Below are 22,393 nucleotides of genomic sequence, written 5' to 3' on the forward strand. Positions count from 1 at the left end.
AGTATTGAAAGGACAAATTATTTTGATAAGTTTTGAAGATATTATTTCACATATATCTTATATAGATTATAAAAAAGCAAATGATGAGGCTATTAGCCAAGTTACAAATGATTCGAGAAAGGTCGATAAAGGATCTATCTTTGTAGCCATCAAGGGCTCACTTAGCGATGGGCATGATTATATAGCTTCTGCCATAGAAAAGGGCGCAAGTCTTGTAATTCACACAGCAGATATAAAAAGAGAAGATGGGATTTCTTACATCAAGGTAGCTGATCCTAGAAAATCGCTCGCTCAAATTTCTAATCTCATCTACGATTTTCCATCAAAGAAAATGGATCTGGTCGCTGTTACTGGATCAAATGGTAAGACAACTACATCAAGGCTTATTTCCTTTCTCATGGGAGAAATCTTTGGAGACAGCGCAAGCATAGGGACAAACAATGCTGTGGTAGGCGATGAAATAATTCCGACATCAAACACGACTCCAGATATTACTGAGGTAAATAGGATCCTTGCTAAGTGTCTTGATAAGAACATCCACCACCTAGCCCTCGAGGCTTCAAGCCATGGACTAGATCAGAAAAGACTCTACGGACTAGATATTTCCTATGGTATCTTTACCAACCTTTCCGAAGAGCACCTAGATTATCACAAGACTATGGACAATTACTTCAAGGCCAAGATGATTTTGTTTGAAAATGCCAAGAGGACCATAGCCAATATCGACGATCCTTACGGAAAAAGAGCAAAGGACCTTTTCCCAAATACTGTAACTTTCGCTATAGATGATAAAAATGCCGATTACAGGGCAGAAGATATTAGAAAAGAAGATGGAAATATTTCCTTTAAGATTAAAGGCTGTGAATTTATCATAAGAAAAATCGCAAATTATGAAATCTACAACACCCTAGCAGCTGTGGCCTGCCTTAATCAGATGGGGGCAAGCATGGAAGAAATCGCCGCTGCCTACGAGAAATTTAAGGGAGTTAAGTCTAGGTTTGAATATATAGAAAATGACTTGGGAATAAATATAATCCTAGACTTCGCCCATACTCCTCGTGCCTACGAAGCTCTCTTCGAGTCTGTACCAGATGGGACCAAGAAAATTGCTGTATTTGGCATAAATGGAGACAGGAACGCTCATTTTAGAAGACTTATTGGAAATGCTTGTGGTAAGTTTGATACCTTCGCAGTCCTTACTACAGATGATCCCAAGTTTGATGATATAGACCATATCAACGAGGAGATTATTGTAGGACTTGATGATTATAAGCAAGCCTACGTCATAAAGAAAGATAGGACAGATGCCATGGAATACGCCTTTAGGAAGGCTAGTCCTGGTGATTTTGTTTTTCTTCTCGGAAAGGGCGAGGAGAATTTTATGAAATATCACGGAAATGAGAAGACTCCTTACAGCGAGAGAGAAACTATAAAAAAGGCCTTGGCTAGGATATGAAAGTATTTGTAATAGGGGCAGGAGTAGCAGGCCTTGCCTTTGCAAGTTTCGCCGAAGGTCTTGATGTGACGGTAATCGATTCTAATGAAGAGGCAGGAAGGAAGCTTCTTGCAACAGGAAATGGTAGATGTAACTTTACCAGTCTCAATTATTCCAAGGACTTTTACCAAGGAGAAAATCCTGACTTTCCTACTTACGCCCTAGATTATTTCAGAAATTCTGACCTTATAGAATACTTTAAAAAGCTAGGCATAGATTCTAAGTCCCTTCCAAGCGGGAGAACCTATCCTGCCACCATGTCCGCAAGGTCTGTTAGAGATATCTTGTATTTATCTGCCAAGGATAAGGCCAAATTCATCTTTAATGAGAAAATTACTGGCATAGACCTAGAAAAGAAGTTAATTGAAAGTGATAAGAATAAGTACAAGTATGATATCCTAGTCCTTGCAAGTGGAGGAATCACCCTCAAAAACTCAGGATCTGACGGGTCTGTTCTTGAAATTATTAAGGATAGGCAAAAGATAACGGACCTAACTTATGGAATCACAAATTACAAAACCAGGGAGAAGCTATCCAAAAAGGCCAAGGGGACCAGGGTCACAGCCAAGGCGAGTCTCTATCTAGGAGATAAGCTCATCAAGGAATCTACAGATGATGTGATCTTCCAATCCTATGGCCTAACGGGAACGGCTATTTTGGATTTGTCTAATGAGATGAGCATAAGCCTTAAGAAAAATCAAAAACCTATGATAAGCCTAGACCTCTTTCCATCCTACGAGAGGGAGGAGTTAAGAATAAGGATAAAGGACCTTGCTGAAACTTTTCCTCAAAGAACTATAGGAGAGATCCTCCTAGGCCTAATCAATGATAGGCTCATAGATGATATTGTAAAAAAGGCAAGGATTTCGATAGACAAATCTGCCAAGGACTTAAGCGATAAGGATATGGATATGCTGATCAAAGTCCTAAAGCAGATGAGATTTACTGTAAAAGATATCCACGATAAGACAAACGCCCAGGTGACAATCGGAGGAGTCGATACAAAATTTGTCGATGATAGGACAATGAGATCAAAAATCTACCAAGATTTGTACTTTTGTGGGGAAATCCTAGATGTATCTGGTTCCTGTGGGGGGTACAATATACAGTGGGCTTTTTCCTCAGCGAAGCTAGCCTGTGACAAGATAAGGAGTATAAATGTTTAAGATAAATAGAAAACTAAAAGAAATGAAAGATAACGGAGAAAGCATCAAGCTTGCCATAATAGGTTGCGGCAAGATGGGATCTTCCTTAATCAGCCAATTATCAAAGATGGATGCTATGGAAGTTAAGCTTGTAGTAGATAGGACTCCACAAAAAGCTATCAAGGCCCTAGTAAATGCAGGAATCTCTGAAGATAAAATAATATTTACAGATGACTATAATGAAGGATACGAAGTTTTGGAAAAAGGCTTTATCTGTGTATCTACTAACTACAGATTAGCCTATAAGCTCATGCAAATAAATGCGGTAGTTGACTGTACAGGTAACCCTCCTTTTGGAGCAGTTATAGCAAGAAAAACTATCCAATACCACAAACACATGATTACCTTCAATGTAGAATGTGATGCTGTAGTTGGCCCTGTCCTTCACGATATGGCCAAGAAGGCAGGAGTAGTTTACACAGGAATCCTTGGCGATGAGCCAGGAGCTATAATCGACCTTGTAGAATATGCTTATGGTATGGGACTTGAAGTCTTGGTTGCAGCCAAGGGTAAGAATAACCCTCTAGATAGAGACGCGACACCAGAAAGCTTGGCAGAGAAGGCCAAAGAAAAGGGACTTTCAGCAAAGATGCTCACAAGCTTTGTCGATGGAACAAATACCATGCTAGAGCTTAACTCTGTAGCCAACGCCCTAGGTTTCTTGCCAGATGTCTTTGGTTGTCATGGAATCGACACAAGTCCAGAGACTGCTGTAGAAGATTTTAAGCTTAAGGCAGACGGAGGTAAGCTATCAAGATACGGAGTTGTAGAATTCTCCCGTGGCATGGCTCCAGGAGTATTTATCATAGTAACAAGCGATCAAGAAGACGTAAGAGACTTAATGAAGTTCTTAGGCTTTGGAGATGGTCCAAACTACTTGATGTACAGACCATACCACCTAACAAGTCTTGAAACTCCAATTACAATCTACAAGGCTGTAGTAGAAAACGAAGCGACAATAGTCCCTCTTCACGGCCAAGTAGCCGACACTGTAACTATTGCCAAAAGAGATATCAAGGCTGGAGAAAGACTCGAAGGAGTTGGATCAAAGACAGTTTACGGTAAACTTACTAGCCACGACAGAAGTCTTGCCGAAGACCTCTTACCAATAGCCCTAATTACAGATAAGACTAAGGCAGTAAAGGATATAGAAAAAGGCACAGTAATAGATATGTCTATGGTAGAGCTTGACGAAAAGGCAACTATCACAAGACTAAGAAGAAGACAAAACTCTATGAAATTGTAAACGGGAGACCGATCGTCCTAGGATAATCGGTCTTTTCTATGCTTATTAAAATATGATCTGGACTAATACAAAAATAAAAATGGTAACTAGCCAAATAAAAAAAGACAGGAGTGTGTTGGTTTCTCCTGTCTTTTTTGCGTCCAAAATGGAACTACTTTCCTTCTAGTCACGTATATTATACAGCATATTGGTTGAAAGTGCAATAGAATTATTTTTACAATACCGATGTCAAGTAAATCAAATTATTAATTAAACAATTTTAGATACTCTCCGTAGCCTTCTTCTTCCATTTTCTCCTTGGGTATAAATCTAAGGCTTGCTCCATTTATACAGAATCTGAGACCTCCCTTATCCTTGGGACCGTCAGGAAAGACATGGCCTAGGTGGCTGTCTGCGGACTTACTCCTTACCTCTCTTCGTACCATGCCGTGGCTTAGGTCGACTTCTTCCTTGATTTCGCCTTCGTCGATCGCCTTAGTAAAAGAAGGCCAACCGCAACCTGCATCGTACTTATCAAGTGATGAGAAAAGGGCCTTGCCACTAACTATATCTACATAGATTCCCTCTTCGTAGAAGTCGTCATAGGGACTTGAGAAGGGTCTTTCTGTGGCATTTTCTTGGGTTACCCTGTAGGAAATGTCGCTTAATTTATTTTTTAAATCTTTCTTGTTGTAATTCATAGTTACTCCTTTTTATCACTATACGATTCTTTCATATGATAGTATAATGAAGATTATTAGGAGGAAATTATGCCAATGACAATTAAAAGGGCGACCTGGAACAATGGACCTGACCTCGCCTTTGATATAAACAACAAGGCAAACGCCGCTATAGAAAAATACGGGAGAGAGGCTGTGATTAATGCAGCTTTGGGAACTCTTTTAGATGATAAGGGAAAAATAATAGCCCTTCCTTCGGTTTACGATAGGCTTGATGAGATGGATAGAAGTCACATCGCATCCTATGCCCCAATCGAAGGAGAGAAGGACTATAGGAAAATCGTAATCGATACTCTCTTCGGTCCCTACAAACCAGAAGGATATATTTCTGCAATAGCAACTCCGGGAGGAACAGGAGCCATTAGGTCTGCCATATTTTCCTATCTAGATGAGGGAGATCCTTTAATCTGCCACGATTATTATTGGGCTCCTTATAGGAAGATTTGCGAGGAATTTGGCAGAGACTTTAGGACCTTTGAGTTTTTCACAGATAATTTTGCCTTCAATATAGACGCCTACAAAAAAGCTATTGATGAAGGGCTAAGGGATTCGGATAGGATAGCTTCTCTTATCAACTCTCCAGGCAATAACCCAACAGGGTATTCTCTATCAGATGAGGAGTGGGATGAGGTCATCACTTTCCTTAAGGAGAAGGCCCAGGATAAGGATAAGAAAATCACCCTTATAGTAGATGTGGCCTATCTTGAATTTGCAGGAGATGGAGATGAGCAGAGGAAGTTTTTTGAGAAGTTTTCTAATCTTCCAGCAAATATCTTCGTAGTAGTGGCATTTTCTATGAGTAAGTCTCACACAGCCTACGGCCTAAGAAGTGGTGCTGCTGTTGGTATATCTCAAAGAGCGGAAATCATAGAAGAGTTTGAGGCAAGTCTTGCTCACTCTGCAAGATGTAACTGGTCAAACGGAACCCACGCTGCTCAAAATATCCTAATCGATTTAGAAAAAGATGAAAACAAAAAAATCTACGAGCAGGAACTAGTAGACTTAAGGGCTATGCTAAAGAGACGAGCAGACGTTTTTGTGGAAGCTGCGAGTGTAAATAAGCTTACAATGATTCCTTACTTCGGAGGATTTTTTACCTTTATTCCAACTGATAGGGCCTTCGATATTGTAAAGGACCTAGAAAAAGAAAATATCTTTACCATTCCTTCAGCCAAGGGAATAAGAGTTGCAATCTGCGGAGTAGGAGAAGAAAAAATCCCAAAACTTGTCCAAAGACTTGCCTTTTATGTAAATAAAAAATAAAACTTGCAAAAATTTTAGCTCTTAGTATATTAATATTGTGAGTTAGCACTTAAGACGTGTGAGTGCTAAATGTAAAAATAAAGGAGATTAAAATGATGCTAAAACCAATCGGTGATAGAGTAGTTATAAAAAAAGCAGAAGCTGAGAAGACAACAGCATCTGGAATTGTTCTTCCAGAAAGCGCTCAAGAAAAACCACAATATGCAGAAATCGTAGCAATATCTGCCGATATTGAAAACGACGAGAAGAAAAAGAACTCTCTTAAAGTAGGAGATAAGGTAATCTATTCCCAATACGCTGGAACAGATGTAAAACTTGATGATGAAGAGTTCATCGTAGTTAAATATAACGATATACTAGCAGTTGTACAATAATATATACTAGAAATAAACTAGAAAGAGAAAGGATATACTATGGCTAAAGATATTAAATTTTCATCTGATGCAAGAAAGGGACTTGAAGCAGGAATTGATAAATTAGCAAATGCTGTAAAAGTTACTCTTGGACCAAAGGGACGTAACGTAGTTCTTGATAAGGCATATGGAGCACCAACCATCACAAACGACGGTGTAACCATCGCCCAAGACATAGAACTTGAAGATAGATTTGAAAACATGGGAGCTCAACTTGTAAAGGAAGTTGCTACAAAGACAAATGACGTAGCAGGAGACGGAACTACAACAGCAACAGTTCTAGCTCACGCTATCATCAAAGAAGGCCTTAAAAACCTTGCAGCTGGAGCAAACCCAGTAGTACTTCAAAAGGGTCTAAAGAAAGCAACTGACGAAGTAGTTGACTATATCAAGGAAAACTCTAGAGAAGTAGAAGACAAACAAGCTATAGAAAACGTAGGAACAATCTCATCAGCTGACCCTGAAATCGGTAAATTTATAGCAGATGCTATGGAAAAGGTTGGAAATGATGGAGTAATCACAGTAGAAGAATCCAAAACAACAGACACCTACCTAGACGTTGTAGAAGGAATGCAATTTGACAGGGGCTACCTATCCCCATACATGGCAACAGACAATGAAAAAATGATAGCTGACCTTGACGATCCATACATCCTTCTAACAGACAAGAAGATTTCAAACATCCAAGAAATCCTCCCACTTCTAGAAGAAGTTGTTCAAGCTTCCAAACCACTTCTAATCATAGCAGATGACGTAGACGGCGAAGCTCTTACAACACTTATCCTAAACAAACTAAGAGGAACCTTCAATGTAGTAGCAGTAAAGGCGCCAGGCTATGGTGATAGAAGAAAGGCTATGCTTGAAGACATAGCAATCTTAACAGGAGCTACAGTAGTAAGCGAAGAGCTAGGCATGGACCTTAAAGATACAGCTATGGACATGCTAGGATCTGCTAAGAAAGTTAAAGTAGACAAAGACAACACAACCATAGTAGAAGGAAAAGGCGACAAGGCTTCCCTTGAAGAAAGAGTTGAAACAATCCGCAAACAAATCGATAAAGAAGATAGCGAATACGAAAAAGAAAAACTTCAAGAAAGAGTTGCTAAACTTGCAGGCGGAGTTGCAGTAATCAACGTTGGAGCTGCAACAGAGACTGAAATGCAAGAGAAAAAATACAGAATCGAAGATGCCCTATCAGCAACAAGAGCCGCAGTTGAAGAAGGTATAGTTGCAGGTGGTGGAGTTGTCCTAATCGGAGCAATCGAAAAAGTAGCTAAATTAGAAGAAAGCTTAAAGGCAGATGAAAAGACAGGTGCTCTAATCATCAAAAAAGCCCTAGAAGCTCCACTAAGACAAATCGTAGAAAATGCAGGTATGGACGGATCTGTAATAGTAGAAAAAGTTAAAAATTCTGCTAAGGATGAAGGATACGATGCCTACAACGACGAGTTCGTAAACATGTTTGAAAAAGGAATCGTAGAACCAACCAAGGTAACAAGATCTGCTCTACAAAACGCAGTTTCAGTTGCTGGAATGATCCTAACAACAGAAGCAGCAGTAGCAGACATCCCAAAAGAAGAACCAGCACCACAAATGCCAGCTGGCATGCCAGGAATGTATTAGAATAAAACTAGGACAGAAGAGTGTGAAAACTCTTCTGTTTTTTAGTATTAACTATAAAAACTAAGTTAAATTTTATCTAACAATTCTTATTCCTAATATTATAAAATCCTTAAAAAGAAATTATTTTATTGACAATATGGTATATATAACATAAAATAAAATTAAGGAGATATAATGGATAATTTCGAAGTTTTATTTTATGAGACTGAAAATGGAAAAACACCAGTAGAAGAATTTTTAAATAGCTTACCAAAGAAGTCTAGGGCTAAGCTCGTGGGTATAATTTCTTTACTCCAAGATTATGGAAATGAACTTAGAGCGCCCTATAGCAAACATATTGACGATGGGATTTTTGAACTAAGAGGCAAAGTTGGGAGTGATATAACAAGAGTTCTATATTTTTTCTATTATGATAAGAAAATAATCTTAACTAATGGATTTATAAAAAAGACCCAAAAAACTCCGAAAAATCAAATAGAAAAAGCAAAAATGTATAGGAAAAGATTTATTGAGAGGGAACAATATGAAAACATTTGATAAATACTTGGAAGAACAATTAAAAGATGAGGAATTCAAAGAAGAATACAAAAAGATAAGTCCAGAGCTTGATATAATTAAGGCTATGCTAGATGCTAGAAAATTACAAAATTTGACTCAAGAAGAATTAGCGAAAAAAACAGGAATAGATCAAGCTGATATTAGTAAATTGGAAAATGGTACTAGAAATCCTACCATCAATCTACTTAAAAGATTAGCCGAAGGTCTAGGAATGGATTTAAAAATAGAATTTGTTCCGAAAATATAATAAAGTTTATTCTTGAGAATTAGATTTTTTCTATCATATAAGTATTAGAAATTTAATATAACAATTATATATTAAGCTATTAGCTACATTTAGTAAAATACTTAAGATAAATTTTGCATTAATTGTATTGGTGTAGGGAATCGTATTAATCTAAGCTATAAAGCTATTGATTAAGGGGAAGTATGTAATGAAGAAAAATAAATTTATTATGATAGATCTTATTATGCTTTTATTAATTTTTGGCATAATTGAATTTTACAAAGAATATATATTTGACACTTTGAAAAATAATGGAAATTCAATTTACTTGGTTTTTGCTTTTTCTGCTCTACTTTTAACTGTTTATATTGTTAGGTTTTTTGTTAGACCTCCATATGAGCTTGTGAAAAAACTATATGGAAGTTCTTGGAAGATTTCGGGATATTATTCAAGAATAGCTCTTAGAAGTGAAAAGAATTATGTAGATTCTTATGATTTTTGGGTGAAGATTAATTTAAAGCTACTAATAATTTTTTTTATAATTAATTTTTTTGTTGCATTGTTAAACAAATTCATATTCACTACACCTATGTTTTTAGTTGATTTAATAGCTGGATTTTCTTTATCTGTAATAGGATGGATAATTACATGGTTAAGAGAATATAAAAATGATAAGAAAATTTAAATCAAACATACTTTAGACAATTATATACATTTATCGTATAAGCCCTTTGTATGTAAACTTAACAATTATTACTGAAGTGATTAATTCGTTATATATTCAATATTATTATTAAAAATATTGTTGAATCGATAGAGTCCGTATAATTGTGTAAAAAGAAAAGGTCATTTGAAACCAAAACTAGTATAACGTTTTTACCACAAAGACCAACTATAAGGAATAAATGACCCGCTTATATTTCAAATTAAACGCAAAAGATATTTAAAATTTAATCAGTACTTAGGTCAAAAAATATATGGTAAAAACTATTCTAATTAAAGTATTTATAGAGGTTATGGAAAGGGAAAGAAGAAACATACATAAAATACGAAAATGAAAAGAAATTTCAAAACTATTTAAACACTTTAGATGAAGGATTTGAAGATTTCTTTGTATATTTAGCTATAGCCAATATGATACAGAAAAAGTTACAGAGTAAGAATATAACAAACTTAAAGACTTATATATTAAGCTATATGATGGTTGGGAAAAAATAGATTCAGAAAATACAAAATATAATGGTAAAAAGTGGTATTAGAATAATTTTAAATCATGTAACTATTAAGAAATTTAAATTTATTTTGTTTGATGTTATAATGTCTATATGAAAGGAGTAAATAAACTTATGAAAATAAATAAAAAAATATGTTTTATAATTATTCCTCTTTTTATTCTTTTTTGGTTTAAATATAAAAAATAAATATGATGAAAAAAATGTAAAGATTCCAAGAGTAGATAACATTAGCAACATAACTCTTATAAATGTTGTTAATGATAAAGGAGTCGAAAAAATTACTATTTATAAAAAGAAGGATATAAATAGATTTCTACATTTATTAAAAAATTCAAAAAGAACAAATAAAGAAAGTATTTCATCTTTTCCTAATAAAGATAAATTTATTGTAATTGCTTTTAAAACGTCAGATGGAGGATATATTAAGCATTCAATTTATGAAGAAAATAATCATATTTATTATGAAGAGCCATTCTATGGGATTTTTGAATTAAATTCTAATAATAAAAATTTAATTGATTTATTAGACATGTTTATAGAAAATTACAATAAAAAAGATATATCAATAGATATGGAAAACATTGAACAAAATAATTTTTAAATAATAAAAGGTGGTGTTGCAGAATAGATTTACCTATTCTGCAACACCACCTTTTGCTTACTTAATTTTCCTAAATCTATTTTCCAAATATCTCTGTGCCTAGTTTAGTTTCTTCGATGTTTGCTCCGTTAAATACTATGTTTTTTACATCGTTTTGGTATTTGATATCTCCCCAGAGGATGCCGCCTACGTAGGAATCTTCTTTTTTGAAGAGTTTGTAGATTTTGCCGTCTATTTCTTTCTTTTCTTCTGTAATTCCTTCCCCTGAGTTCATGCCTGCTGAAAATAGTTTGATATCTCCAAGCATGAGTGTTGAGAATGGTTTTGGTTGTTTGTAAGATTGGCTATCGCCTGTCATGTTGTGGCCTGCGATCTTGCCCATCTCTTGGCTTGAAGTCCAGAGTCCTATAGTAAATTGGCCGATTTGTGCACAGTCTCCTGCTGCAAAGATTCCTTCATACTCTGTTTCTAGGTGGTCGTTTACCATAACTCCTCTGTCAGTTTCAAGTCCTGATTCTTGAGCCATTTTGATGTTTGATCTTATGCCTGCTTGAACCATTATTGCATCTGCAGGAATTTCTGTTCCATCAGCAAGCTTCACTCCGCAAACTGCCCCGTCTTTTGTGAGGATCTCTTGGGTGTTTTTACCTGTGTAGGTCTTTATTCCCATAGCATTTAAGTTTTCTTCAAGCTTTTCTGAAAGCTCACGGTCGAGTTGTCTTGCAAGTAGGTAGTCGAAGCTTTCTATCACTGTGATGTTTAGTCCGAGTTTTTGGGCAGAGAAAGCAGCTTCTAGTCCTAGGATTCCTCCTCCTATAACTACGACTTCCTTCTTGCCGGCTACATATTCCTTGAAGCTTCTAAGGTCATCAACAGTTCTTATGGCGAATACTCCCTTGGAGTCTACGTTTGTGATTGGTGGAACGAAGGCTCTTGCCCCTGTTGCGATAAGGGCCTTGCCAAATTCGATTTCTTCTCCGTCTGCTAGATATGCGATTCTTTTTTCTGGATCTATCTTTTCTACCTTTATAGAAAGTCTTTCTTCTATGTGTCTTTCGCTATACCATGGTTCGTTTTTAACGAAAATTTCGGCATCTTCGAAGTCCTTGCAGATTAGCTCAGATAGTCTAGTCCTCCAATAGGTGGATGGTTTTTCTTCTGAAACAATTAGAATTGATGCGTCTGAATCCTTTTTTCTTATTTCTTCGGTTGCTGATAGGCCAGCAATTCCGTTTCCTATAATTAGATAATCGTACATAATATTCCTTTCCTGTCTTTATTATTTATATCTATATTATACAGTTTGTTAAATTATCTGACAAACTAAACAAAGTCCTAAATGATAAGGGTATAGTAGAAGGAAAAAGGAGGAGCTATGATATTTAGAAAAGCAAGCTTAGAAGACATAGAATCGATCGGACATCTTATAGAAATGGCGAGAAAATCTCTTCGTGATGATGGGATTGACCAATGGCAGAAGACCAATCCCAATGAGGATATTATAAGAGAGCAAATCGAAAAGGACGATGCTTATGTATTTGATAAGGAGGGCAAGGTCCTAGCCTATGCCTATGTTTTCGACGGAGTCGACCCTTGCTATAATATTCATGAGGGTAAGTTTAAGTCTGATAGTTACCTAGTAATCCACACCTTGATGGTTGATAATAGGGGAGTTGTGCCAAAGCTTGGGACGAAGTTTATGGAGGCTTTAGTAGACTTTACAGAAAAGTCTGGCAAAAAAGCTATTAGAATCGACACCCACGAGGATAATTTTAGGATGAGGGGGCTCCTCCATAAGTTTTCCTTCGAGGAAATTGGCATTGTACAAATTGACGAGGACGGCGTTCCTAAAGATAGGATTTGCTATGAGAAAGTCCTATGAGAAACCCTGGTCAAGAAGAAATAATTAAAAATGCCAAGCTTCCAGCTGTGGTAATAGCAGGTCCTGGTACAGGCAAGACCCACACTATAGTAGGCTTTGTGGCAGAAGCCATCAAGGAAGGTAAATTTTCCGCAAACAAAATCCTAATCACGACCTTCACCAAAAAGGCTGCCCGTGAGCTTAATACAAGAATTATCACAAGACTTAGAAAAGAAGGTATCGACACAGACCTTGAGGATATGAAGATAGGTAATTTCCACTCCCTTGCCATATCCTTTATCACAAAATACAGGAGGCTCGATGATAATTTCTTCAATCTTAAGATAATCGACTCCAACATGGAGGAATTTATAGTAGAAGAAAATCTAGAGATTTTCACGAGCCTCCCTCACTTTGAGGACTTTATAGTAAAAGATTATGCTACGGCGACCATTCTTGATATCTTCCAAACCCTTATCAATCAAATGATAGACCCCTTATCTCTTAGGGATTCAGCTTCTCCTCAAGACAAGCTCGCCTACGAAATATTTACGACCTATGAAAAGCTTCTAGATTCCTTAGGCCTAATTAATTTCCAGCTTATCTTAAAACGCTTTTTGGACTTGCTTAAAGACCCTATAATAGGGGAGAAAATAAGAGAAGAGATCGACCTTGTTGTAATTGATGAATACCAGGATACCAACCTAATCCAGGAAGAAATCGCCATTAATCTTACGAAAAATGGCAATATCATAGTCTTTGGAGATGACGATCAGGCCCTTTATTCCTTTAGGGGAGCGGATGCGAGAAACCTAACCCACTTTGACGAGAAATTCTACGCTAGGACTGGCATTAGGGCGAGTAAATATTTTCTAAATATTAATTATAGGTCCAATCAAGTTATAATCGATAAGGCGAGAGCCTTTATGGGAGAGGTTAAGGGTTCTAGCAAAAAAGACCTTAAGTCGAACAAGGCAGAGGAAAACCCCAATACTATCGTAAGGGCTAGGGCAGATGAGATGGACAATCTAGTAATGATAGTAAAGCTCTTATCAAAGAAAATAAAACTCGGCCAAATTGCCTTTCTCTTCCCGAGCTTTAACAATTCCTATCCTTCAATCCTCCAGAAGAAATTCGAAAGGGCGGGGATAAGGGTAATCAATAGGAAAAGCGACGGCTATTTTAGAAGGGAAGAAATTCGCCTAATAATCTATATTCTCCTAAAACTTGCAAAGACTGGACCGATCAATACCGACTTTAGGGGAGGGAAGATGACCTATGGGCAAAGGCAGAAACTTGACTATAGAAACTTCCTTAAAGAAATCTATGAGGACGATCACTTTAATAGTAACAGGGAAATTAGGGCCTTTATAGAAAAGGCATCAGAATCTTCTCCTATATCAAATATTATTTACCAGATTATGGGCCTTCAGACCTTTAAGGATATTCTAAATGATAAGGATAAGGAGAGGAAAGATCTAATCTTTAAAAACATCAGCAAATTCATTAATCTTGCTGTCGAATACGACGAGATTTTCGAGGGAGTTAGTGACTACAATAAGAAGTTCATATTCTCCTATATCTTTATATATTTTAAGAAAAACGCCATAGGGGAATTTGACGAGGATGATGTTTACGATGATGCCATAAACTTTATGACTATCCACCAATCCAAGGGCTTGGAGTTTGAGGCGGTATTTGTATCTAGTCTTGGAGATTATCCAAGGAGGGATTATGATAAGTTCACCGATAGGTTTGTTGAAAAGGATAGCCTAGAGAAAAAGGAATTGGATTTCTATAGGAAATACTACACAGCCTTTACTAGGTCCAAAAACCTCCTGGTACTTTTGGATAATTCGACAGATAGAAGGATTAAAGACTTCGCAAACTCCCTCGATTCTTCATCCAAGCTAAGCTCCATAGACTTTAAGATGGAAGAGAGAAAAGATGATAAGAAAATCCTAGCCTTTACTACAGACATCGATGTCTATATGACCTGCCCCCTAAAGTATAAATTTGTAAGGAGACTTTCCTTTAAGACTAAAAAGACAGGAAGTCTGATCTTTGGTTCCAAGGTCCACAATCTCGCCCAATATATCTACTCTCCTTCCTTTGACAAGAAAGATATGACTAGGTTTTTGTGGGAGAATAAGGGCTACATTGAGCCAGTTTCAAACCTATTAAACAGGGGCTTTGATGTGAAGCTAAGCGAGGCGAACTACAAGGCGGACAGAGATTTCTATATCCTTCAAGGAAATATCGACCTTATCTTAGAAGATTCCTCAATCATGGACCTAAAGACTGGGGCTTTTGATGAGAAAAGTCTCGCCAAATACAAAAAGCAACTTCTAACCTATAGACAGCTCCTTCTAGCTAATGGCAAGAAAGTTAATAAGCTCTACCTCTATTTTATAGAAAAAGATGAGCTAATCGAAGTAAGAGATGAGGGATTTGACATGGCTGCTATAGATGATGTGGCGAGTGAGATTGTAAGAGAAAATTTCGAGCTCAAGACCGAAGATAGGCAAGTTTGCAAGTTCTGTCCTATGAAGCACTTCTGCGGGAGAGCTTGAAATCCCTCTACTATGTTATACAATATAGATAGGTGATAAAATGATTGAATCTCAAATGCTAAAGGGAGTAATAGAAGGCGTTATACTCCATATCATAAAAAACAACGAAACTTATGGCTATGAAATCGTAGAAGAGCTCAAAAATTCTGGCTTTTACGCTATGACTGAAGGAACGGTCTACCCAATCCTACAGAGACTTTCCAAGAAGGGATTTATTTTTGGAGCCTACAAGAAATCTACGATTGGGCCAAAGAGAAAATATTACTATATAAGTCCAAAGGGAAGAGACTATCTCGATAGCTTCTACAAGTCCTTTGACGAGTTAAGTTATGCTACGGGAAATGTATTAAGTAAGGGGATAAAATGAGACTAGATAAGATGATAGGAAATTCTGGCCTAGATACCAGAAAAAACATCAAAAAAAATGCAAAGAAGGGAGCTGTCCTTGTAAATGGCGAAGTAGTAAGGGATACAGCAACCCAAGTCGATCCAGAAGTCGATGAAGTATACTATATGGGTCATTTCGTAGACTATTTCGAAAATATTTATGTCATGATGAATAAGCCAGCTGGCTTTCTTTCAGCGACAGAAGACAGGGATCCAACTGTAATAGATCTCTTGGATGATTTCTATAAGGTGATTGACTTATCTATAGGAGGAAGGCTCGATAAGGATACCACAGGGCTCCTCCTTCTTTCTACAGATGGCAAGTTCATCCACAAGGTAACAAGTCCAAATTCAAATATAGAAAAGACCTATCTTGTAGAAACGAGAGATAAGATAGATGAAAGCCTCATAGACTTATTCAAAGAAGGAGTCTATATCAAAGAAGATGACTACACAGCAAGAAGTGCCAAGCTTGAGATATTAGAAGATAAAAAGGCCGTTGTCAAAGTTACTGAAGGCAAGTTCCATCTTGTAAAAAGACTCTTTTCAAATTGCGATAACAAGGTAGAAGAGCTTAAAAGAATTGCCATAGGAGACTTATCCCTAGACGAACACTTGGCAGAAGGCGAGTATAGGGAGTTAAGTGATGATGAAATATCCATACTTATGGAGTAAAATAAGGATAATATAAGTAAGGATTAGACGGAGAAAACTATGTATGAAAATTACGTAAAGAATATATTGGATAGGATTTTGGCTCTTTTGGGTCTTATAATCCTCTCTCCAATATTTTTGCTTACAGCCCTCGCCATCAAAATCGAAGAGCCCAAGGGAAAAGTCTTCTTCATCCAGGATAGGTCTGGTAAGGAAGGTAAGGCTTTTTCCTGTATCAAATTTAGGTCGATGTCGACAGAGGCTCCAAACAATGCCGCAACTTGGGAGCTTGACAATGCGGATAGCTACATAACAAAAGTGGGCCGTTTCATTAGAAAGACATCCATAGACGAACTTCCCCAGCTTATAAATATAATAAGGGGAGATATGAGTATAGTTGGCCCAAGGCCGGTTATCCTTAAGGAGGAAGAGCTAATTAACTTAAGGAGACAGTTCGGTGCCTTGAGTGTAAGGCCAGGAATTACAGGACTTAGTCAAATTTCAGGCAGGGACAATCTCCCTCCCAAGAAGAAGGCCGAGACAGACGGAGAGTATGCAGCAAATGTAACTTTCTTAAATGATTTGAAGATAATATTAAAAACAATCCCTCAAGTCCTATCGGGAGAAGGGGTTAGCGAAGGAAAGAAGGAAGATTTTAGGTAAAACTAAACATTTTCCTTATTTTTCTGAAAAATATTCATCTTGAATGATTTAAACTGCGGACTCTTGTCTACTTCTATAAAAATATTTATGAAAATGATTGCAAGATTAATTTATTTATGGTAAACTACTAGTAAGAGAATATATTAGAGAAGACGAGCTGTATTTATTTTACACGCTCGTTTTCTGTGTTCATGGAGGTTGTATGACTCACGAAGAGATTTTCGATATAATTTATGAAAATCCTATAATCATGGCTATCAAAAATAACAAAGATTTAAGAGACTCTTTGGATAGTGAAAACAAAATAGTGTTCGTGCTTTTTGGTACTGTAGAAAGCATCCCACACATAGTTAAAAAACTTAAAAAACATGGCAAGATAGTTATGGTTCATGAGGATTTGATTGAAGGCTTATCAAGCTCTCAACTGTCTTCGGCTTTCATAAAAAATTATACTGACGCTGATGGAATTATTACTACGAGGCCGCAAAATGCCGCTTACGCTAGGCAGATTGGCTTATTTGCTATTTTAAGATTTTTCGTCCTAGATTCTCTATCATATGAAAATGTGAAAGAGACTGTAAAGAAGGCAAATTGCGACCTTATAGAGATACTTCCGGGGATTATGCCAAAGATATTGGATGATATATCAAAGAGGACTAGGATTCCTTTGGTGGCAGGCGGGCTAATTAAGGAGAAATCGGATGTAATCGATGCCCTAAATGCCAACGCTATTGCGATATCGTCATCTAATACCGATGTATGGAAAATGTAAAAGGAGATATTATGGGAAAATATATCATGGCACTTGATGCTGGAACAACAAGTAACAGAGCAATCATCTTTAACAAAAAGGGCGAGATTATGTCAGTGGCTCAAAAAGAGTTCACTCAATTCTTCCCACATCCTGGCTGGGTTGAACATGACGCAACAGAAATCTGGTCAACTCAATTAGGAGTTTGTACAGAAGCTATAGCAAAACTTGGCGTAAGTGCTGATGACATCGAGGCAATCGGTATTACCAACCAAAGAGAGACAACCATAGTTTGGGAAAAAGATACAGGTAAACCTGTCTATAATGCAATCGTTTGGCAATGTCGTCGTACAGCAGATATGGCAGACAAACTAGTAGAAGATGGCTACAAGAAGACAATCCAAGACAAGACTGGTCTTGTAGTAGACCCATACTTCTCAGGAACCAAAATCCGCTGGATCCTAGATCATATCGAAAACGGTCAAGAGAGAGCAGAAAACGGCGAACTCCTCTTTGGTACAGTAGATACTTGGTTAATCTATAACCTAACTCGTGGTAAGGTTCACGTAACAGACTACTCAAACGCATCAAGAACAATGATCTTTAACATCCACACCCTAGAATGGGATGATGAATTATGTGGTATACTAAATATTCCAAAATGTATGCTTCCAGAAGTTAAACCATCTTCACACATCTACGGAAATACATTCCCAGGATACTTCGATGGTGAAATTCCAATAGCAGGTATAGCAGGTGACCAACAAGCTGCCCTATTCGGACAAACTTGCTTCGACGAAGGAGATGCCAAAAACACCTATGGTACAGGTGCCTTCCTACTAATGAATACAGGTGAGACAGCAGTTAAGTCAGATAATGGTCTAGTAACAACCATAGCTTGGGGACTTGGAGATGGCAAGGTAAACTACGCACTTGAAGGTTCAATCTTCGTTGCAGGATCTGCTATCCAATGGTTAAGAGACCAACTAAGAATCGTAGACGCTGCTGATGATACAGAATATATGGCAACAAAAGTCGATGATACAAACGGCTGCTATGTAGTTCCAGCCTTTACTGGACTTGGTGCTCCATACTGGGATGCTTACGCAAGAGGATCAATCGTTGGTATCACAAGAGGAACAAGCAAATACCATATAGTTAGAGCAACCCTTGAATCTCTAGCTTATCTAACAAATGACGTACTTCAAGCTATGAGTAAGGACAGTGGTAGAGAACTTCACGAGCTTAAGGTAGACGGTGGAGCTAGTGCAAACAACTTCCTAATGCAATTCCAATCTGATATGATCCAAACCAAGGTAGAAAGGCCTAAGACATTAGAGACAACAGCTCTAGGTGCTTCTTACTTAGCAGGACTTGCTGTAGGTTACTACAAAGACCTAGAAGAAATCAAAGCATATCGTTTAGTTGACCGTGAGTTTACTCCAGAAATCTCTAAAGAAGAAAGAGATAAGAAGGACAGAAACTGGCAAAGAGCAGTTGACAGATCATTTTCTTGGGCAAAAACTTACGAAGAATAATTAGCAAATTTGAAAAAAATGTGATATAATATAAACAGAATATGAATTAGAGAAGGCGAGCTAAAGTATTACCCTACTTTAGCTCGCCATTTTTCTGTTAGAAAAAGGGAGGAATATATGTATGATGCTATAATTATAGGCGGTGGAGTCACAGGAACATCTATAGCCTACCAATTGTCAAAGAAAAAAGGAAAATTCCTATTATTAGAAAAAAACGAAGATGTATGTACAGAAACATCTAAGGCAAATTCAGGAATCTGCCACGGTGGATACGACGCAATTCCAGGAACAATGAAAGCTAAGATGAATGTCAAAGGAAATCATATGATGGCTGATGAGGCTAAGAAACTATCTTTTCCTTACAAACAAATCGGAACTTTGGTTTTATGCCATGATGAAAAAGATTATCCTAAATTAAAAGAGCTTTACGATCAAGGTATAGCAAATGGCGTAGGTGGTATGGAAATCCTTAATGGAGACCAAGTTCGTGAAATGGAACCAAATGTCTCAGATGATGTATGCTACGCCCTATATTGTAAAGAAGCCGGAATAGTAGATCCATTTTTAATGAATGTTGCTTTTGCTGAAGTATCTAACATAAATGGAGTTGATTATAAATTTAATGAAAAAGTAACAGAAACAAATCCAAAAGACGGATATTGGGAAGTTGTTACAGAAAATGCTACATACGAAACTAAGGCAGTTATTAATGCAGCAGGACTTTACTCAGACGAGATCCACAACAGGGTTAGCGATGAGAAGTTTGAAATAAAAGCTAGACGTGGTGAATATCTCTTACTAGATAAGGATACCAAAGGCTTTGTAAACCATGTTATGTTCAACCTACCTACAGAAAAAGGCAAGGGAATCTTAGTTTCACCAACAATTGACGAAAATACTCTAGTAGGCCCAACATCAGACTTTGTAGATGATAAGGGAGACTTAAGATCAACTAGAGAACACCTAGAAGAAGTTATCGAAAAATCAAATGATACAGTTAAAAATGTACCTGTAAGAATGGTAATCACATCATTTTCAGGAAACAGAGCTCACGAAAAGGGCGGAGACTTTATCCTTAAGGAAAGTTTAGATGGATTCTTCGATTGTATAGGAATAGAATCACCAGGACTAACATCAGCACCAGCTATAGGTGAATACATGGCAAATCTTGTAAGCGAAAAATTAAACTTAGAAGATAACAAGGACTTTGTCTATGATAGAAAACCTACACCAAAGACAAGTGAACTAAGCCTAGAAGAACACGATAAGCTAATCAAGGAAGATCCAAGATACGGTAAGATCATCTGTAGATGCGAAAAAGTAACTGAAGGTGAAATAGTAGATGCCATCAACAGACCTCTAGGAGCTAAAACAGTTGACGGAGTTAAAAGAAGAGTAAGAGCTACAGCAGGAAGATGCCAAGGAGGCTTCTGTCTACCAAGAGTTATGGAAATACTCGCTAGAGAGCTTGATGAAAATTACGATGATATAGTCAAAAACCACAAGGATTCTTACTATATCAAAGGTCATGTAAAGTAAGGAGGGCACAATGAAAAATTATGATTTAGTAGTAGTAGGTGGAGGTCCTGCAGGTCTTGCTGCAGCTGCCAAGGCCTATGATTTGGGTGTAAAAAACATCCTTGTAGTAGAAAGAGACGAAATGCTCGGAGGAATCCTTAACCAATGTATCCACAACGGTTTCGGCCTACACAGATTCAAAGAAGAGCTAACAGGACCAGAATATGCCCAAAGATTTGCTGACCTAGTAGAAGAAAGAGACATAGATGTTCTCCTAAACACAATAGTAATGGACTTTGCAAATGACAAGACCCTTACATTAATGAACGAAGAAAACGGAATGTTTACCCTAAAACCAAAGGCAGTAATCCTCGCCATGGGTTGTAGGGAAAGACCAAGAGGAGCCCTAAACATTCCAGGAAGTAGACCAGCCGGAGTATATTCAGCAGGAACTGCTCAAAGAATGATCAACCTCGAAGGCTACATGCCAGGAAAGAAAGTCGTAATCCTAGGATCAGGAGATATAGGACTTATCATGGCAAGAAGAATGACCCTAGAGGGTGCCGAAGTCCAATGCGTTGCAGAAATCATGCCATATTCTGGTGGACTAAAGAGAAACATAGTTCAATGTCTAGATGACTTTGATATACCACTATACTTTAACACAACAATCTCAGGCATCGAAGGAAAAGACAGAGTAGAAGGCTGTACCCTTTCCCAAGTTGATGAGAACATGAAGGTAATACCAGGCACAGAAAAACACTATGACTGCGATACTATCCTACTTTCAGTAGGACTCCTACCAGAAAACGAATTAACCAAAGAAGCAGGAATCGAAATAGATCCAAAGACTAAGGGAGCTATCGTATCAGATAGATTAATGACAAATATCCCAGGAGTATTCGCTTGCGGTAACGTCCTACACGTTCACGACCTAGTAGATTACGTAACAGATGAAAGTGAGCTAGCAGCAGAAAATGCAGCCCACTATATCGAAGGCAAATTTGAAGAGTCCAAGGCAGAACCAATCTACCTAACAGCAGGTGAAGGCATATCTTACACCTTGCCACAATACATCAACCCAGACACAATGGCAGATTCTGCAATCGTAAGATTTAGAGTAAATAACGTATACCAAAACAGAATCCTAAAGATGTTCGTTGATGGCAAAGAAGTAGCAAAGAAGAGAAAATTAGTCTACGCTCCAGGAGAAATGGAAGATCTAATCCTAAAGAAAGAAGACCTCCCAGAAGGAGCTAAGGAAATAGAAATTAAATTGGAGGAAATATGAAAAAGGAATTAACATGTATCAATTGTCCTCTAGGCTGTTCTGTAACAGTAACCATGGAGGATGACGGAACAATAACAGACATCACTGGAAATACCTGCAAAAGAGGTGAAGTTTACGCAAGAAACGAAGTGAAAAACCCGGTAAGAACCATAACATCAACTGTCAAAGTTGAGGGCGGATCTGCTTACTCTGTGCCAGTGAAGACTTCAGATGCAATACCAAAGGAAAAAATGAAAGAAGCGATGGTTGAAATTAACGAAGCCCTTGCCAAGGCTCCTATCAAAGTAGGGGATGTGATAATAGAATCAATAGCAGATACAGGCATAAGCCTTGTAGCTACCGCCAATAGATAAAATAAACAAAATCTTCTCTAAAATATATATATTTACAAAAACGCGGGGCAAAACTCGCGTTTTTACTTTAATAAGTAAATATTATATTTAAAATATATGGTCTTATTTAGCAAACTATGTTATAATAATAGTAAAAAGAAAGCTTTTGTTAGAAATATTTAAGGTTGTAATATATTATTATAAATTCTTACACAAAATCTATAAGCTTAAGAAGAAAAAA

General features: G+C 37.2%; 22 protein-coding genes. 20 read left to right on the forward strand and 2 right to left on the reverse strand.

From position 1 onward, the window contains the following. Window positions 1-4: 4 nt before the first annotated feature. Genes MRZ08_RS05555 through MRZ08_RS05565 form a run of 3 tightly spaced genes read left to right on the forward strand, consistent with a single transcriptional unit; the run spans window position 5 to window position 3,946 of the window. Window positions 5-1,456, forward strand: coding sequence for a UDP-N-acetylmuramoyl-L-alanyl-D-glutamate--2,6-diaminopimelate ligase (locus MRZ08_RS05555; protein WP_297380290.1), 1,452 nt, complete (start codon window positions 5-7; stop codon window positions 1,454-1,456). Next, the gene (locus MRZ08_RS05560; RefSeq protein WP_297380292.1) at window positions 1,453-2,661 is read left to right on the forward strand and encodes an aminoacetone oxidase family FAD-binding enzyme; all 1,209 of its coding nucleotides are present in this window, start codon (window positions 1,453-1,455) and stop codon (window positions 2,659-2,661) included. The genes MRZ08_RS05555 and MRZ08_RS05560 overlap by 4 nt, the downstream gene beginning before the upstream one ends. Continuing rightward, the gene (locus MRZ08_RS05565; protein WP_297380294.1) at window positions 2,654-3,946 is read left to right on the forward strand and encodes an NAD(P)-binding domain-containing protein; all 1,293 of its coding nucleotides are present in this window, start codon (window positions 2,654-2,656) and stop codon (window positions 3,944-3,946) included. Before MRZ08_RS05560 ends, MRZ08_RS05565 begins: the two co-directional genes overlap by 8 nt. A gap of 245 nt (window positions 3,947-4,191) precedes the next feature. On the opposite strand, the gene msrB is transcribed toward MRZ08_RS05565, so the two are convergent. Next, window positions 4,192-4,626 (reverse strand): peptide-methionine (R)-S-oxide reductase MsrB, encoded by a 435-nt coding sequence (gene msrB / locus MRZ08_RS05570; RefSeq protein WP_297380296.1) that lies wholly within the window; start codon window positions 4,624-4,626, stop codon window positions 4,192-4,194. Window positions 4,627-4,695: 69 nt separating this feature from the next. On the opposite strand from msrB, the gene MRZ08_RS05575 reads away from it, so the two are divergent. The 7 genes from MRZ08_RS05575 to MRZ08_RS08085 all read left to right on the forward strand — a co-directional run bounded on the left by MRZ08_RS05575 (window position 4,696) and on the right by MRZ08_RS08085 (window position 10,584). Further along, entirely contained in the window at window positions 4,696-5,928 is a 1,233-nt protein-coding gene (locus MRZ08_RS05575; RefSeq protein ID WP_297380298.1) for an aminotransferase class I/II-fold pyridoxal phosphate-dependent enzyme, read from the forward strand. A 92-nt stretch (window positions 5,929-6,020) separates the two neighbouring features. Continuing rightward, window positions 6,021-6,302, forward strand: coding sequence for a co-chaperone GroES (locus tag MRZ08_RS05580; RefSeq protein WP_297380299.1), 282 nt, complete (start codon window positions 6,021-6,023; stop codon window positions 6,300-6,302). A 39-nt stretch (window positions 6,303-6,341) separates the two neighbouring features. Next, on the forward strand, window positions 6,342-7,964 hold the full coding sequence (gene groL, locus MRZ08_RS05585) for a chaperonin GroEL (protein ID WP_297380301.1): 1,623 nt from the start codon (window positions 6,342-6,344) through the stop codon (window positions 7,962-7,964). A 174-nt stretch (window positions 7,965-8,138) separates the two neighbouring features. Further along, window positions 8,139-8,501, forward strand: coding sequence for a type II toxin-antitoxin system RelE/ParE family toxin (locus tag MRZ08_RS05590; protein WP_297380303.1), 363 nt, complete (start codon window positions 8,139-8,141; stop codon window positions 8,499-8,501). Further along, a complete protein-coding gene (locus MRZ08_RS05595; protein WP_060928814.1) occupies window positions 8,488-8,769 on the forward strand; it encodes a helix-turn-helix transcriptional regulator in 282 nt (93 codons plus the stop codon). The genes MRZ08_RS05590 and MRZ08_RS05595 overlap by 14 nt, the downstream gene beginning before the upstream one ends. A gap of 187 nt (window positions 8,770-8,956) precedes the next feature. Continuing rightward, entirely contained in the window at window positions 8,957-9,433 is a 477-nt protein-coding gene (locus MRZ08_RS05600; RefSeq protein WP_297380307.1) for a hypothetical protein, read from the forward strand. Window positions 9,434-10,158: 725 nt separating this feature from the next. Beyond that, window positions 10,159-10,584 (forward strand): DUF5301 domain-containing protein, encoded by a 426-nt coding sequence (locus MRZ08_RS08085; RefSeq protein ID WP_366111200.1) that lies wholly within the window; start codon window positions 10,159-10,161, stop codon window positions 10,582-10,584. Window positions 10,585-10,660: 76 nt separating this feature from the next. Here the strand turns inward: MRZ08_RS08085 and MRZ08_RS05605 are convergent, their stop codons facing one another. After that, entirely contained in the window at window positions 10,661-11,842 is a 1,182-nt protein-coding gene (locus MRZ08_RS05605; protein WP_297380309.1) for an FAD-dependent oxidoreductase, read from the reverse strand. Window positions 11,843-11,959: 117 nt separating this feature from the next. Here MRZ08_RS05605 and MRZ08_RS05610 point away from each other — a divergent pair, with 117 nt between their 5' ends. The 10 genes from MRZ08_RS05610 (at window position 11,960) to MRZ08_RS05655 (ending at window position 22,173) form a co-directional block, all read left to right on the forward strand. After that, window positions 11,960-12,466: a GNAT family N-acetyltransferase gene (locus MRZ08_RS05610; protein WP_297380311.1), complete on the forward strand. Its 507-nt coding sequence runs from the start codon at window positions 11,960-11,962 to the stop codon at window positions 12,464-12,466. Continuing rightward, window positions 12,463-15,018 (forward strand): ATP-dependent DNA helicase, encoded by a 2,556-nt coding sequence (locus MRZ08_RS05615; protein ID WP_297380313.1) that lies wholly within the window; start codon window positions 12,463-12,465, stop codon window positions 15,016-15,018. The genes MRZ08_RS05610 and MRZ08_RS05615 overlap by 4 nt, the downstream gene beginning before the upstream one ends. A 40-nt stretch (window positions 15,019-15,058) precedes the next feature. Further along, window positions 15,059-15,385, forward strand: a complete 327-nt coding sequence (locus MRZ08_RS05620; RefSeq protein ID WP_205408062.1) for a PadR family transcriptional regulator — start codon at window positions 15,059-15,061, stop codon at window positions 15,383-15,385. Continuing rightward, complete coding sequence (locus MRZ08_RS05625; protein ID WP_297380315.1) at window positions 15,382-16,080, forward strand: 16S rRNA pseudouridine(516) synthase; 699 nt, start codon at window positions 15,382-15,384, stop codon at window positions 16,078-16,080. Before MRZ08_RS05620 ends, MRZ08_RS05625 begins: the two co-directional genes overlap by 4 nt. Window positions 16,081-16,119: 39 nt before the next feature. Further along, the gene (locus tag MRZ08_RS05630) at window positions 16,120-16,722 is read left to right on the forward strand and encodes a sugar transferase (protein WP_297380316.1); all 603 of its coding nucleotides are present in this window, start codon (window positions 16,120-16,122) and stop codon (window positions 16,720-16,722) included. Window positions 16,723-16,924: 202 nt separating this feature from the next. Further along, on the forward strand, window positions 16,925-17,494 hold the full coding sequence (locus tag MRZ08_RS05635) for a glycerol-3-phosphate responsive antiterminator (protein ID WP_297380318.1): 570 nt from the start codon (window positions 16,925-16,927) through the stop codon (window positions 17,492-17,494). Between the two features lie 11 nt (window positions 17,495-17,505). Continuing rightward, window positions 17,506-19,011 carry a glycerol kinase GlpK gene (gene glpK, locus MRZ08_RS05640; protein ID WP_297380320.1) on the forward strand — a complete coding sequence of 502 codons (1,506 nt, stop codon included), beginning with the start codon at window positions 17,506-17,508 and terminating at the stop codon, window positions 19,009-19,011. Window positions 19,012-19,128: 117 nt separating this feature from the next. Beyond that, window positions 19,129-20,550, forward strand: a complete 1,422-nt coding sequence (locus MRZ08_RS05645) for an NAD(P)/FAD-dependent oxidoreductase (protein WP_297380322.1) — start codon at window positions 19,129-19,131, stop codon at window positions 20,548-20,550. A 10-nt stretch (window positions 20,551-20,560) separates the two neighbouring features. Then, on the forward strand, window positions 20,561-21,820 hold the full coding sequence (locus MRZ08_RS05650) for an FAD-dependent oxidoreductase (RefSeq protein WP_297380323.1): 1,260 nt from the start codon (window positions 20,561-20,563) through the stop codon (window positions 21,818-21,820). Next, window positions 21,817-22,173, forward strand: a complete 357-nt coding sequence (locus tag MRZ08_RS05655; protein WP_297380325.1) for a DUF1667 domain-containing protein — start codon at window positions 21,817-21,819, stop codon at window positions 22,171-22,173. The genes MRZ08_RS05650 and MRZ08_RS05655 overlap by 4 nt, the downstream gene beginning before the upstream one ends. Window positions 22,174-22,393 lie beyond the last annotated feature (220 nt).

This window comes from Anaerococcus sp., assembly GCF_022770135.1.
Lineage (GTDB): Bacteria > Bacillota > Clostridia > Tissierellales > Peptoniphilaceae > Anaerococcus.

Bases quoted from the DNA above. Each gene is read 5' to 3' on its own strand.
- MRZ08_RS05565 (WP_297380294.1), top strand. From the start codon at position 2,654: ATGTTTAAGATAAATAGAAAACTAAAAGAAATGAAAGATAACGGAGAA.
- msrB (WP_297380296.1), bottom strand. From the start codon at position 4,626: ATGAATTACAACAAGAAAGATTTAAAAAATAAATTAAGCGACATTTCC.
- MRZ08_RS05605 (WP_297380309.1), bottom strand. From the start codon at position 11,842: ATGTACGATTATCTAATTATAGGAAACGGAATTGCTGGCCTATCAGCA.
- glpK (WP_297380320.1), top strand. From the start codon at position 17,506: ATGGGAAAATATATCATGGCACTTGATGCTGGAACAACAAGTAACAGA.
- MRZ08_RS05625 (WP_297380315.1), top strand. From the start codon at position 15,382: ATGAGACTAGATAAGATGATAGGAAATTCTGGCCTAGATACCAGAAAA.
- MRZ08_RS05635 (WP_297380318.1), top strand. From the start codon at position 16,925: ATGACTCACGAAGAGATTTTCGATATAATTTATGAAAATCCTATAATC.
- MRZ08_RS05595 (WP_060928814.1), top strand. From the start codon at position 8,488: ATGAAAACATTTGATAAATACTTGGAAGAACAATTAAAAGATGAGGAA.
- MRZ08_RS05645 (WP_297380322.1), top strand. From the start codon at position 19,129: ATGTATGATGCTATAATTATAGGCGGTGGAGTCACAGGAACATCTATA.
- MRZ08_RS05575 (WP_297380298.1), top strand. From the start codon at position 4,696: ATGCCAATGACAATTAAAAGGGCGACCTGGAACAATGGACCTGACCTC.
- MRZ08_RS05580 (WP_297380299.1), top strand. From the start codon at position 6,021: ATGATGCTAAAACCAATCGGTGATAGAGTAGTTATAAAAAAAGCAGAA.
- MRZ08_RS05655 (WP_297380325.1), top strand. From the start codon at position 21,817: ATGAAAAAGGAATTAACATGTATCAATTGTCCTCTAGGCTGTTCTGTA.
- MRZ08_RS05615 (WP_297380313.1), top strand. From the start codon at position 12,463: ATGAGAAACCCTGGTCAAGAAGAAATAATTAAAAATGCCAAGCTTCCA.
- MRZ08_RS05620 (WP_205408062.1), top strand. From the start codon at position 15,059: ATGATTGAATCTCAAATGCTAAAGGGAGTAATAGAAGGCGTTATACTC.
- groL (WP_297380301.1), top strand. From the start codon at position 6,342: ATGGCTAAAGATATTAAATTTTCATCTGATGCAAGAAAGGGACTTGAA.
- MRZ08_RS05650 (WP_297380323.1), top strand. From the start codon at position 20,561: ATGAAAAATTATGATTTAGTAGTAGTAGGTGGAGGTCCTGCAGGTCTT.
- MRZ08_RS05610 (WP_297380311.1), top strand. From the start codon at position 11,960: ATGATATTTAGAAAAGCAAGCTTAGAAGACATAGAATCGATCGGACAT.
- MRZ08_RS05590 (WP_297380303.1), top strand. From the start codon at position 8,139: ATGGATAATTTCGAAGTTTTATTTTATGAGACTGAAAATGGAAAAACA.
- MRZ08_RS05630 (WP_297380316.1), top strand. From the start codon at position 16,120: ATGTATGAAAATTACGTAAAGAATATATTGGATAGGATTTTGGCTCTT.
- MRZ08_RS05600 (WP_297380307.1), top strand. From the start codon at position 8,957: ATGAAGAAAAATAAATTTATTATGATAGATCTTATTATGCTTTTATTA.
- MRZ08_RS05560 (WP_297380292.1), top strand. From the start codon at position 1,453: ATGAAAGTATTTGTAATAGGGGCAGGAGTAGCAGGCCTTGCCTTTGCA.